The organism is Citrobacter sp. RHBSTW-00029 (genome assembly GCF_014104295.1).
Lineage (GTDB): Bacteria > Pseudomonadota > Gammaproteobacteria > Enterobacterales > Enterobacteriaceae > Citrobacter > Citrobacter youngae.
In genome coordinates this window covers 2527126-2539017 of the sequence record NZ_JABXRT010000001.1, presented here as the reverse complement: position 1 = coordinate 2539017, position 11892 = coordinate 2527126, and the positions used below count along the sequence as shown (strand labels likewise).

13 protein-coding genes and 1 pseudogene are annotated in these 11892 nt (G+C 49.9%); 2 read left to right on the top strand and 12 right to left on the bottom strand.

The genetic code is table 11. The features are described from left to right. Positions 1–117 precede the first annotated feature (117 nt). Together HV041_RS12625 and HV041_RS12620 are read left to right on the top strand one after the other, a co-directional pair. Positions 118–666, top strand: coding sequence for a YcbK family protein (locus HV041_RS12625; RefSeq protein ID WP_003831948.1), 549 nt, complete (start codon positions 118–120; stop codon positions 664–666). A 28-nt stretch (positions 667–694) separates the two neighbouring features. Then, positions 695–1342 carry an MBL fold metallo-hydrolase gene (locus tag HV041_RS12620; protein WP_003831949.1) on the top strand — a complete coding sequence of 216 codons (648 nt, stop codon included), beginning with the start codon at positions 695–697 and terminating at the stop codon, positions 1340–1342. Between the two features lie 53 nt (positions 1343–1395). On the opposite strand, the gene aspC is transcribed toward HV041_RS12620, so the two are convergent. The 12 genes and pseudogenes from aspC to HV041_RS12560 form a co-directional block, all read right to left on the bottom strand. Next, entirely contained in the window at positions 1396–2586 is a 1191-nt protein-coding gene (gene aspC, locus HV041_RS12615) for an aspartate transaminase (protein ID WP_061067624.1), read from the bottom strand. A gap of 183 nt (positions 2587–2769) precedes the next feature. Next, positions 2770–3846 carry a porin OmpF gene (gene ompF, locus HV041_RS12610; protein ID WP_048212129.1) on the bottom strand — a complete coding sequence of 359 codons (1077 nt, stop codon included), beginning with the start codon at positions 3844–3846 and terminating at the stop codon, positions 2770–2772. Between the two features lie 613 nt (positions 3847–4459). Further along, positions 4460–5860: an asparagine--tRNA ligase gene (gene asnS / locus HV041_RS12605; protein WP_048212128.1), complete on the bottom strand. Its 1401-nt coding sequence runs from the start codon at positions 5858–5860 to the stop codon at positions 4460–4462. A 166-nt stretch (positions 5861–6026) separates the two neighbouring features. Beyond that, positions 6027–7229, bottom strand: a complete 1203-nt coding sequence (gene pncB / locus HV041_RS12600) for a nicotinate phosphoribosyltransferase (RefSeq protein ID WP_048212127.1) — start codon at positions 7227–7229, stop codon at positions 6027–6029. Positions 7230–7423: 194 nt separating this feature from the next. Further along, positions 7424–8716, bottom strand: coding sequence for a site-specific integrase (locus HV041_RS12595; protein WP_165712261.1), 1293 nt, complete (start codon positions 8714–8716; stop codon positions 7424–7426). Positions 8717–8760: 44 nt separating this feature from the next. Beyond that, positions 8761–9009, bottom strand: a complete 249-nt coding sequence (locus tag HV041_RS12590) for an excisionase family protein (RefSeq protein WP_165712263.1) — start codon at positions 9007–9009, stop codon at positions 8761–8763. A gap of 155 nt (positions 9010–9164) precedes the next feature. Beyond that, positions 9165–9476, bottom strand: coding sequence for a hypothetical protein (locus HV041_RS12585; protein ID WP_016150521.1), 312 nt, complete (start codon positions 9474–9476; stop codon positions 9165–9167). Next, a pseudogene (locus HV041_RS25095) lies at positions 9473–9652 on the bottom strand (ATPase); the annotation flags it as partial. The gene HV041_RS12585 and the pseudogene HV041_RS25095, both read right to left, overlap by 4 nt. 311 nt (positions 9653–9963) lie before the next feature. Next, positions 9964–10176, bottom strand: coding sequence for a hypothetical protein (locus tag HV041_RS12575; protein ID WP_108361452.1), 213 nt, complete (start codon positions 10174–10176; stop codon positions 9964–9966). Between the two features lie 100 nt (positions 10177–10276). Further along, positions 10277–10501, bottom strand: coding sequence for a hypothetical protein (locus HV041_RS12570; protein WP_115643248.1), 225 nt, complete (start codon positions 10499–10501; stop codon positions 10277–10279). Continuing rightward, complete coding sequence (locus HV041_RS12565) at positions 10498–11064, bottom strand: hypothetical protein (RefSeq protein ID WP_016150517.1); 567 nt, start codon at positions 11062–11064, stop codon at positions 10498–10500. The genes HV041_RS12570 and HV041_RS12565 overlap by 4 nt, the downstream gene beginning before the upstream one ends. After that, entirely contained in the window at positions 11061–11891 is an 831-nt protein-coding gene (locus HV041_RS12560) for a Bro-N domain-containing protein (RefSeq protein ID WP_165712267.1), read from the bottom strand. The genes HV041_RS12565 and HV041_RS12560 overlap by 4 nt, the downstream gene beginning before the upstream one ends. Position 11892: the final 1 nt, after the last annotated feature.

Genomic DNA, 11892 nt, shown 5'->3' with positions numbered 1-11892 from the left:
TGCAAGCCCCGTATTTCCTGGGTTTGGGAGCCTTGACGTGGACTACTTAGCCAGATAAGGTTTCCCGCGTGCGCTAGAGCATACATACGATAACATTGACCTGTAGACCTTAATACCATGGACAAATTTGACGCTAATCGCCGCAAACTGCTGGCGCTTGGTGGCATTGCCCTCGGCGCTGCCATCCTGCCTACACCTGCGTTTGCTACACTCTCCACCCCACGTCCGCGTATATTGACTCTGAATAACCTGCATACCGGTGAGTCAATTAAAGCAGAGTTTTTTGATGGCAGGGGCTATATTCAGGACGAATTAGCAAAACTTAATCACTTTTTCCGTGACTTTCGGGCGAATAAAGTGAAATCCATCGACCCGGGATTGTTTGATCAACTCTTCCGTCTGCAGGGATTGCTGGGTACGCGTAAACCCGTACAACTGATCTCCGGCTATCGTTCCATCGATACCAATAATGAACTCCGTGCACGCAGTCGCGGTGTGGCAAAGAAAAGCTACCACACTAAAGGCCAGGCCATGGATTTCCACATTGAAGGCATCGCATTAAGCAATATTCGCAAAGCTGCGTTATCTATGCGCGCAGGTGGTGTAGGATACTACCCCAGCAGTAACTTTGTGCATATCGACACCGGGCCTGCACGGCACTGGTGATCCGTAAGCTTAATGAAACAGGAGCTGTATGAACTATCGTATTATTCCGGTCACTGCATTCGCCCAGAACTGCTCGCTAATCTGGTGTGAGCAGACGCGTCTGGCCGCACTGGTCGATCCCGGCGGTGATGCCGAGAAAATCAAACAGGAAGTCGATGCCAGCGGTCTGACGCTCATGCAGATCCTGCTTACCCATGGACATCTTGACCATGTAGGGGCAGCGGCTGAACTGGCACAGCATTACGGTGTACCGGTTATTGGGCCGGAAAAAGAAGATGAGTTCTGGCTGCAGGGGCTGCCTGCGCAAAGCCGCATGTTTGGCCTGGGTGACTGTGAGCCGTTGACGCCCGATCGCTGGCTAAACGAAGGCGATCGGATTAGCGTCGGCAACGTAACCTTACAGGTGCTGCATTGCCCGGGTCATACACCGGGACATGTGGTCTTCTTTGATGAGCAATCAAAGTTACTGATTTCGGGTGACGTGATTTTCAAAGGCGGCGTAGGGCGCAGTGATTTCCCGCGTGGGGATCACAGCCAATTGATTGATTCGATTAAACGTAAACTCTTGCCATTGGGTGATGACGTGACGTTTATCCCGGGTCACGGCCCACTTTCTACGCTGGGTAACGAACGGCTACATAACCCGTTCCTGCAGGATGAAATGCCAGTCTGGTAACACCGCAGATAAATAAAAAGGCCGCGATTGCGGCCTTTTTTGTACGCGATAGATTACAGCACTGCAACAATCGCTTCGCACAGCGGTGCCATGTTATCTGGCGTCATTCCTGCGACGTTTACACGTCCGGAAGCGACGGCATAGACACCAAACTCTTCACGCAGACGCAGAACCTGTTCTTTTGTCAGGCCGCTGAAAGAGAACATACCGTTCTGTTTGATGATAAAGCTGAAGTCGCGGTTTGCACCTTTCTCCTGCAGCGTATTGACAAACAGTAAACGCATGCGCTGAATACGTTGGCGCATGTCAGTCAGTTCCTGTTCCCAGATGGCACGCAGCGCATCGTTGCTCAGAATTGTGGCGACTACGGATGCACCGTGGGCTGGCGGGTTGGAGTAGTTCGCACGAATTACCGATTTCATCTGGCTAAAGGCACGGTCAACGGTTTCAGCATCAGCTGCAACCAGTGTACAGGCACCTACGCGCTCATTGTACAGACCAAAGTTTTTGGAATAGGAGCTGGCGACAATCAGCTCTTTATGCAGCGCGGCGAATGCACGCAGACCCTCTGCATCTTCTTCCAGACCACGCGCAAAGCCCTGGTAGGCGAAGTCGAACAGTGGTAACCAACCTTTTTCGACTGACAGCTGAGCCAGCGTTTGCCACTGCTCCAGCGTCGGATCGATACCGGTCGGATTGTGGCAGCATCCGTGGAATAATACGACGTCGCCAGCTTGTGCTTCAGCCAGGCTTGCCAGCAACGCATCAAAGTCCAGTGAATGGTTTGCAGCATCGTAATAGTTATATTCACGCACTTCCAGACCAGCAGAATTAAATACGCTCTTATGGTTCGGCCAGCTTGGGTTGCTGACCCACACGCGTTTTGCGCTGGTGTTTTTTGCCAGGAAATCAGCGGCCACACGCAGGGCACCCGTACCACCAGGGGTCTGTGCGGTACGCGCGCGTTTTTCATTAATCAGAGCACTTTCTTTACCAAACAGTAATTCCTGAGTGCAGCGACCAAACTCTGGAATACCGTCAATGCCAAGATAGTTTTTGGTGGTTTCATTTTCCAGGATATATTGCTCGGCTTTTTTAACGCTGGTCAGTACCGGCGTTTTGCCTGTCTCATCTTTATATACACCGATTCCGAGGTTGATTTTCCCCGGGCGGTCATCGGCACGAAACAAATCAGCCAGGCCCAAAATGGGGTCGGCAGGAGCGGCGGTAATGTTCTCAAACATGACGAGGTTCCATTGTGGTTACAGAAGGGAAGTCCGCTATCAGGTTAACGGTAGATTTACAAAATGCCAACCGTTAGTGACGAAAAGCAGGGGTGTTTTTTGAAGACGCAAGAATCCGCTGGCGGATATAAAAAAACAGGACCGAAGTCCTGTTTTTTAGGCATTTAGCAAAGAGGTCTGCTATTAGAACTGGTAAACGATACCCACTGCAACGGTGTCGTCAGAGCCTACGCCCAGTTTGTTGTCAGAATCGATCTGGTTGATGATGTAATCAACATAGGTGGACATGTTTTTGTTGAAGTAGTAAGTCGCGCCCACTTCGAAGTAGTTCACCAGATCTACGTCACCGATACCTTCGATATCCTTACCTTTAGATTTGGTATAGGCGAGGGACGGACGCAGGCCGAAGTCGAACTGGTACTGAGCAACTAACAGTACGTCTTCAGTTTTGTTCGCATAACCGTTAGAAATGCGGGTTGCGTTGCGGGTTTCGCTGTAGTTCGCTGCCAGGTAGATGTTGTTAGCATCGTATTTCACGCCGGTAGCCCACTGCTCAGCTTTGTCGCCATGGCCGCGCAGAAGCGGGTTTTGCTGGGCATCGGTACGGTCAGCCGCGCCGTATGCACCGACGATACCGAAGCCTTCGAATTCGTAGCTTACAGAACCGCCAACGCCGTCACCATTAGAGCGACGAACGTCATCACGCTCGTTTTTACCCAGGTACTGAACAGCGAAGTTCAGGCCTTCAACCAGACCGAAGAAGTTGGAGTTACGGTAAGTCGCGAGGCCACCGTTACGCTGAGAGAAGAACTGGTCGGAAGCCGCAGTATCGCCACCGAATTCTGGCAGCATATCGGTGTAACCCAGTGCATCGTATACGACGCCGTAGTTACGACCGTAATCGAAGGAACCTGCGTCACCGAATTTCAGACCAGCAAACGCCAGACGGGTTTTGTTCCCATTCTGAGAGTCGTCACCGCCTTCGGAGTTATTGCCGCTGAACTGGTATTCCCACTGGCCGTAACCGGTCAGCTGGTCGTTAATCTGAGTTTCCCCTTTGAAACCAAGACGGGCGTAAGTCTGATCGCCATTAGGTGCGTAGGCGTTGTCACCGTTGTGCTTGGAAAAATAGTGCAGACCTACAGCTTTACCGTAGATGTCTACTTTATTGCCATCTTTGTTATAAACTTCTGCAGCGTTAGCTGCCCCGGCTACCAGCAGAGCAGGGATAACCACTGCAAGAATATTGCGCTTCATCATTATTTATTACCCTCATCGGTTTTTATATGACACCTGCCACTGCCGCCAATAAATTCCGTCAATAAAAATTTACGGAACTATTGATGAGAGTTTGGTGTCTTTATGTGTCTGCAGGCATCTTTCCATTCAAACTACCGTTTCGCTACTCTCAAAGTGCTACAAATATAAAGATTTAGTTTCAAAAAGAAAAAATGTGTAACAAAATGTTATTTTTATGCAACTTTGTGAACGACTTCAAATTTCAGGTGTCCCTGCGATTGAATTTTGCTCAGTTTTATCTATTTATATGATTTTCTTATACTTAATTTTGCTAACAACATTTTTATCTAGCCCCGCAAAAAAGAACCATTTTTACAAATGCATATTTTGGCCGTCCAGAATGCCGTGCGAATGGGTAATAAATGCTCTATTTGATCATGAAGTGCTAATCCACAATAAAAATAGTGATTATTTTTTGTTCTCAAATGTTGCAGTGAAACATTGCGTAACAGGAAGGGGGAATTTACGGGTTGAGTTTAGTGCGGGATGAGAGTCCATCTAAGGCGACAAATACAGCAATGCGCTGAGCGAAAAAAGGCCAGCAGTGCTGGCCTTTATGATTAAAGCGACAACGTTAGAAGCTGGCGTTACGCGGTGTACGCGGGAACGGAATAACATCGCGGACGTTCTGTACGCCGGTGACATAAGCGATCAGACGCTCAAAGCCCAAACCAAAACCGGAATGCGGAACGGTACCGTAGCGACGCAGATCGCGATACCACCAGTAATCTTCTTTGTTCAGACCCATCTCCAGCATACGGGCATCCAGCACGTCCAGACGCTCTTCACGCTGAGAACCACCGATGATTTCACCGATTCCCGGTGCCAGCACGTCCATTGCCGCCACGGTTTTACCGTCGTCGTTAAGGCGCATATAAAACGCCTTAATATCTTTCGGATAGTTTTTAACAACCACCGGCGCTTTAAAGTGTTCTTCGGCAAGATAGCGTTCATGCTCAGAAGACAGATCAACACCCCAGTAAACCGGGTTTTCAAACTGTTTGCCGCATTTTTCCAGGATGCTTACCGCATCGGTGTAATCCACCTGCGCGAAGTCAGCATCAATAAAACGTTCCAGGCGTGATACCGCGTCTTTGTCGACACGTTCGGCGAAGAACTTCATATCATCCGCACGTTCTTCCAGTACGGCTTTGAACGCGTATTTCAGCATTGCTTCAGCCAGACCTGCAACATCGTTCAGATCGGCAAAAGCGACTTCCGGCTCAAGCATCCAAAACTCTGCGAGGTGACGGCTGGTGTTGGAGTTTTCCGCACGGAAAGTCGGTCCAAAGGTATAAATTTTGGACAGGGCGCAGGCGTAAGTTTCACCGTTCAACTGACCGGAAACGGTCAGGAACGCTTCCTTACCAAAGAAGTCTTTATCGAAATCGACTTTACCCTGATCGTTACGCGGCAGGTTTTCCAGATCCAGCGTAGAAACACGGAACATTTCACCCGCACCTTCCGTATCGGAAGCGGTGATCAGCGGAGTAGATACCCAAAAGAAACCCTGCTCGTGGAAGAAGCGATGCAGCGCTTGCGCCAGCGTATGACGTACGCGCGCTACCGCACCAATCATATTGGTGCGCGGACGCATATGCGCCACTTCACGCAGATACTCAATGCTGTGACGCTTAGCCGCCATAGGGTAGGTATCAGGATCTTCAACCCAGCCCGCGACTTCAACTTCAGTGGCCTGAATTTCAAAGCTCTGTCCTTGTCCAGGTGATGCAACGACTTTACCCGTTACGATAACTGAACAACCCGTCGTCAGGCGCAGTACGTCCTGATTGTAATTGGGCAGAGAATTATTGATGACGGCCTGTACAGGATCAAAGCAGGAACCGTCATAAACGGCGAGGAAGGAGATGCCAGCTTTTGAATCTCGGCGGGTACGCACCCATCCGCGCACGGTGACTTCGCTGTCAACGGCTACGCGGCCCTGGAGTACGTCGGCTACAGGCACAACGCTCATAATATTCTCTCTGTTAATAGTCGGATATATAAACACATGTCCACCCATAATGGGGGGGATACCTATGTTACCTGGCATCTGCAATCAGACAAGCAGAATTCGTAGCTGGAGTGAAAGATTTCGGAAATAAACGTGAAAAGGGAGCCAAAGTGGCTCCCTGGAAGGACTAGCTGGCTTTTTTAATATGCGGGAGATCGAAGGCTTTGCGCAGCGCGCGCACAAACGCTTTATCATGGCAGATGGTTTTACCCGGGCTGTCAGATAACTTCGCCACCGGTTTGCCATTACATTCGACCAGCTTGATAACGATATTCAGCGGCTTAACCTGGGGGATGTTACACGTCAGGCGTGTCCCGATACCAAAGCTCAACTTCACGCGAGAAGAGAAGTGGCGGTAGAGTTCAATCGCTTTATTCAGATCGAGGTTATCGGAGAACACCAGCGTTTTGCTTTGCGGGTCAATGCCCAGTTTTTCATAATGGGCGATGGCTTTCTCACCCCATTCCACCGGATCGCCAGAGTCGTGGCGCAAACCCTGGTAGCGGGTCGCAAACTCAACGCCAAAGTCGCGCAAAAACGCGTCCATGGTGATGCAATCGGTCAGGGCGATGCCGAGCTGGTCGGGATATTCGTTCAGCCAGGCGGCCAGGGCAACGCGCTGGCTGGTGGCAAGCTCAGGGCTGATTTGCTGGTGTGCCTGGAACCATTCATGCGCCTGGGTTCCCATCGGCGTTAATGACAAACGACGGGCAAGATCGTAGTTGCTGGTGCCAACAAACCACGGCTCTTGCTGCAGGCGTTTAACGATAGCCTGCTGGACTTCACGTGAAAAACGACGACGCGTACCGAAATCCATCAGATGGAAGCGGGACATATCGACATCTTTCGTTAAAGCAGAGAATTCTGCTAATTTGTTTTCCAGCTCAGCCAGTGCCTGTGGGACGCCTGATTCGGGCGAGCGATAACGGTGTACCAGCTCGCTTATCACCGCTAACAGCGGAACTTCCCACATGATCACTTCGCGCCATGGCCCGGTTAAGCGAATGTTCAACTTACCGTTGTCATTGGTGACGCAAACCTGTTCCGGGTTATAGCGGAAATCACGTAACCAGGTGAGGTAATCCGCTTTGAAGAAAGGCAGGCCGGAGAGCCACTGGTACTCGTCCTCCTGCAGTCGCAGGTGCTGCATAGCATTCACCTGTTCGCGAATAGAATCGGCATAAATACCGAGCAGGTCATCGCCACGGCAACGAAATTCAGCCGCTACTTGTACATCATAGTAGTGGTGAAAAACGGCTTGCTGCATATGCAACTTATAAGCGTCTGTATCCAGCAGCGAGTGCAGAACAGGAGAAGCGAATTGTGTCATAGGTGCGCAGTAGCATCCTCTCACGGGAGCGTTTAGTACAATAAACAACTAAGAAAACCGCTGGAGTATACCCTGTTTAGCGATTTATTGAACCCCGATCACACCATAAGCTGTCTTTCTGGTCGAGGGCAATTCGTGCCGCGTGTTATAAAAATGTAGTAATAGCTCTACTAACATTATGATTTTCAATAATTCTACTGTGCTGCTAAAAGCTCATGGGGCATGGATGGGGCAAAACGCGAAAGCGCTTGGTTGAGCAACGACACCTGCTCAGCACTCTTCTCTGACATCCACTTACCGTAAACTTTGTACACCATCTGGGCATCGGTATGCCCCATCTGAGCTGCTATAAAATTTGGATTTGCCCCGGCTGACAATGACCAGCATGCATACGTATGCCTGGATTGGTAGGCGTTACGATAACGAATGCCTGCGCGCTTGACTATTGGGGCCCAAATTTTATTAATCGAATTAACCGCGTAGTGATATCCTGTCCGAGGTCCACGTTTGACGCACTGAGGACTGAAGACAAAAGTGCATGGATGAATGGCTGATTGGCCATACTCCCGCAGTTTCACTTCAACCTCATACTGCCGGCCAAGGCGTGTCAACTGGGCCTGGTTTTTCAGGGCATCAATAGCTGGCTGAATGAGATAAATCACCCTGTCAGTCCCTGCTTCGGTTTTTGGCAGGGTGAACTCATCCGTCTGGGTAAGGTTGCGTTTTACAGTAATGGTACCAGCATGGAGATCGATATCTTCCCATGCCAGACCGCACAACTCCCCATGCCTCATTCCGGTATAGACTGCCAGTGACCAGAGATTTCTCATCTGCTGGTGGCCGCATGCCTGGATAAACCTGATGAACTCGTCTGACGTGAGTGGATCGGGTTCTCCCTTAGCTTTCTTGAGGCGGTTAATTCCGCTAAACGGGTTTTCTTTTGCATAACCGTTATCAGTTCCGAACTGGAAGATCTCGGCCATTAGCATCATGTAATTATTGACTGTGGATGACTTCCGGCCTTTAACCTGTGTCCGGTGATCCTTTTTCATGACATGAAAACCTGTCAGCAACTCTTTCCTCACATACAGCAAATCCTCGGCGGTCACTGCAGAAACCATTTTGTTTTCGCCAATGCGTGGAAGCATGTTTTTTATGATGGATTCGTACCGACTCATGGTGTTTGAGCTGATTTCCATTCGCTTCAACTCTGACCATTTTTCAGCAAGTTCCAGCACAGTAATTTCCTTACTATCCTGACCGAACCGGGCAAGGTTCGGTGAGTTTGGGAATTTTTCTGCATAATTAAAATTCCCCATCCTTATCGCAAAACAAACAGAAGATCGAAGCTCGCCGGCTATCTTGCGATTCTTTGCAGTATCAGGGACACCGAGGTTTTCCCTGACTCTTTTGCCTTTATATAGAAACCAGATGCGGAGTGAACCGCCGTGGTTTTCGACGCCTATCGGGTACGATGCATTAGCCATTATTCCCTCCTGACGTCCAGGAGCACCGGCGAGTGTACTTCTTTTCATGTCCGATGCGCACCCGGTTGATTTTTTTTCTGAGCTTCGATCCACTGATCAACTGCTTTTCTGTTGTACATGCATTCGCTAGAAGGCTTGGGATTGCCGTCTGGTGAAATGTGCAGGTACTCGCGGCCCAGCATCCAGGATTCTTTTCTGGCGCGGGTGATGGTTCCGGGCTTGAGCCCGGTAACCGCGATAAGAACGCTTTCACAAACCCACTCGTTGGGGGCTAACTGAATAACATTGCTCATATACCCGCCTCACACCAAGTCAAGGCCACGGCAGTGGCGCCACACATCAAACATCCGCTTTACCACTTCCCTACAGTAAAAACCGTCGCAATCTCGCGTAAGGTCGTAACGGCTCCCGTACCGTTGGCGCACCCATATTTCAAATGCTTTGTGCATTACTTCACCTCTGCAGATAACGTCGTCACAATGACATGCTGGCGCGCCTTGGGTTTTATCAGAAAAATAGCCTTGTCATGTCTGAGTCCGTACCCACCCTCACGTTCGCAGCGTGCGACTGAGGCGCATAAAGAGCGGGGAATTCCTTTCTTGCTGACATCAAATACCCAGGCGTTTTTGAGGTCGAGGATCAGATTCCCCACGTCGCCACCAATGCGTTCGATATAGCGTTCAATAGCGTGAACGGTCACCATGTAGTGGCGAAACTGCACACTTCCGGAGGCGGTCATTATTGGCGTCGTAGTGGTCATAACTTCACCTCCACGCCGATCCCGGCGATAATACAGGCTCGTTCTATAGCTTCTTTCGCCCAGCGCTTATAGGTTTCCGGATGGAAAGCCTCGCTTTTGCCTGTACCGCTCCAGAATGCTTTTGAACCAGTATCTGGCAGGGTGATGGTCAATTGCTTACCATTGGTAACATCGTTAATCAGCCCTGACTTAATATTCAGTTGCAATTCTTTGTCTCTCAGTGCTTCTTCCAGTTCGGCAACATGGCATTCAGAATCAATCAGGTTGCTTTCCACAGAAGACAGGGCTTGTTTTAGTCGCTCGATCTCCGCCGCCATGTAGTAACCGGTTTTGCTCCAGGTATCCACATCATCACCGGTCATATCCGGTTCCATCGTCGCCATGAGAATGGCGACGTGATAGTCCTGGCTGCCACTTGTAATCGCAACAGCGTAGGTGTCACTGTTTTCGCGCTTATAGATAAGCACGACAGGGTTAGTGATTTTGCTCATTTCGCCGTCTCCCGCTCAGCTTCGATGATGGCATCTACAGCCATCACCAGAGTTCTGGCTAGGTCGTCGTAATCCTGCCAGGCATCATTGCTAAAAAAATTCGTGAGCATTACCGGCGCTATCTGCACAACGAGGTGCTGGCGGTAAGTCATGCCACGGGGAGTATCGATGCGTGGGCATGGATAGGCTGAATGTTGTCCTGTTTTCACGACTAACCCCCGAAATCCATCAAAAATTTGTATTCAATCAGCGCGCCGAACACGACGGCCACCAATAACAGGGCAAACAGCATGGACAGGAGAAATGATTTCATCTTGTCACCTCTCGCTGGATTGTTTTGTAGGCCCGCAGCATGTCGCGAGATTTACCGGAAAAAACCGTCTTCATGAAGAACATTCCACTACGGTTTGCAACTATTCCTAAGGTTGAAAAAAGCGTGGTATCGACCACGCGGTTATGTTTACGGAACTCAAACACAGTGCTGGTGATCACGATGTTCGCTACGGCGCCATAGTCCTGATATTCGATTTTCATGCCAGATGCTCCTCAATAATTTTGAAAGCATCATCACGGCATGGCATCACGACGAACTCAGGATTACCGTATGCAGTGTTGATCACTGGATCGAACTGAATGCGAACCGCTCCAGCCTCACCGGAAGGGCGTAACTGGATGGGAATAAACTTCCGCTCGCGACCAAACATCTTTTCCGGATAACTGAGGTATTCAGCCTGGATAACCGGATTGATACTGAAATCCACTTTTTTCGGGATGACGCGTTCCATATCAGGAAAGCGACCATCAACAAGTTTGATGCCGGTGATCGAAATCCGGCGTTCGAATGCGTCGCGGTGAATGGCAAACGCTTCTTTGTTAAATACCAGTTCAGTGGTTTCCGCTTTCGCCGGAACCGGGCCTTCAAACTGGACGATGATGTTTTTCTTCGTCCGGATGCCGTGCTCCATGCGCAGGGCTACATGCCCGTTAGTCGACTCGATATATTTCGGAGTGATGTGCACACCATTCAGGTAGTAACGGACATCATTTTTTGCTGCGCATACCAGAGCTGCGCGAATGAGTTTCGACTGGAGGATCATGCTTCCACCTCCACGAAGATCTCTTTCGGATCCTTACGCAGAACGAAGCCACCAAATTCAGGATGTTGCCAGCGCTTGCGTTTACCGCTTGGGCGAACGGATTCTTCCAGCAGCACCTGAAATGCGTGAATGAACGATTCACGATGTACGCACAGCCCACGAACTCCCGGCAACTGTCTGGAGGGCAGGTTTGCGAACTGAACAAGACGACGGCACGAAGGATCGGACAGACTGGTTTCCCATGACACTTTGTGTACCGGAACGAATTCGGCATCGGTATTCACGAATTCAGTCGAACTAATGCGCCGTTGTGGTAGAGAGGAAGATACAGGCGAAGCAGCAACCAGGTTGGCGCCACTCACTTCCATTACTGCTTTCATCGTCGCTGATGCGGTTGCTTCGGCCACAACGCGGGCCAGTGAAAGAATGTCATGGTTCATGCTGATTTCCTGCTGGTGTGATTTAGCTACTGGCACTTCTTTGCTGTATGTGCCTGTGGTCATGATGGCAGGGAGTACATCCTCACAAACCCAGTCCTGTACGCGTTCAGCCGATGGAAGCTGGCTTCGCAGGATAAGGCGGAACAAGTCGGCCTGACCAGCCAGCTGAGTACCGCGCGGTTTTTCACCAAAACCCAATTCTAACGATTCGTTATAATCAAGTTTAATCAACGCCTTGCAGTGGTCTTTCAGCGCTTTTGCTGGGTTCGTATAACCGAGGGATTTAGCCAGTTCTACAGCGTCAAAGGCTGGTTTTCCCTCATAAAGAATTCCGCTCATAGAAAAATTGAGTTCTTCTGAGCTAAAGGCCATAAGTTGGTTTTTCATC

Coding starts and splice junctions, on each gene's coding strand:
- HV041_RS12625 (WP_003831948.1), top strand. CDS start 118: ATGGACAAATTTGACGCTAATCGCCGCAAACTGCTGGCGCTTGGTGGC.
- HV041_RS12620 (WP_003831949.1), top strand. CDS start 695: ATGAACTATCGTATTATTCCGGTCACTGCATTCGCCCAGAACTGCTCG.
- aspC (WP_061067624.1), bottom strand. CDS start 2,586: ATGTTTGAGAACATTACCGCCGCTCCTGCCGACCCCATTTTGGGCCTG.
- ompF (WP_048212129.1), bottom strand. CDS start 3,846: ATGATGAAGCGCAATATTCTTGCAGTGGTTATCCCTGCTCTGCTGGTA.
- asnS (WP_048212128.1), bottom strand. CDS start 5,860: ATGAGCGTTGTGCCTGTAGCCGACGTACTCCAGGGCCGCGTAGCCGTT.
- pncB (WP_048212127.1), bottom strand. CDS start 7,229: ATGACACAATTCGCTTCTCCTGTTCTGCACTCGCTGCTGGATACAGAC.
- HV041_RS12595 (WP_165712261.1), bottom strand. CDS start 8,716: ATGGCTAATGCATCGTACCCGATAGGCGTCGAAAACCACGGCGGTTCA.
- HV041_RS12590 (WP_165712263.1), bottom strand. CDS start 9,009: ATGAGCAATGTTATTCAGTTAGCCCCCAACGAGTGGGTTTGTGAAAGC.
- HV041_RS12585 (WP_016150521.1), bottom strand. CDS start 9,476: ATGACCACTACGACGCCAATAATGACCGCCTCCGGAAGTGTGCAGTTT.
- HV041_RS12570 (WP_115643248.1), bottom strand. CDS start 10,501: ATGAAAATCGAATATCAGGACTATGGCGCCGTAGCGAACATCGTGATC.
- HV041_RS12565 (WP_016150517.1), bottom strand. CDS start 11,064: ATGATCCTCCAGTCGAAACTCATTCGCGCAGCTCTGGTATGCGCAGCA.
- HV041_RS12560 (WP_165712267.1), bottom strand. CDS start 11,891: ATGAAAAACCAACTTATGGCCTTTAGCTCAGAAGAACTCAATTTTTCT.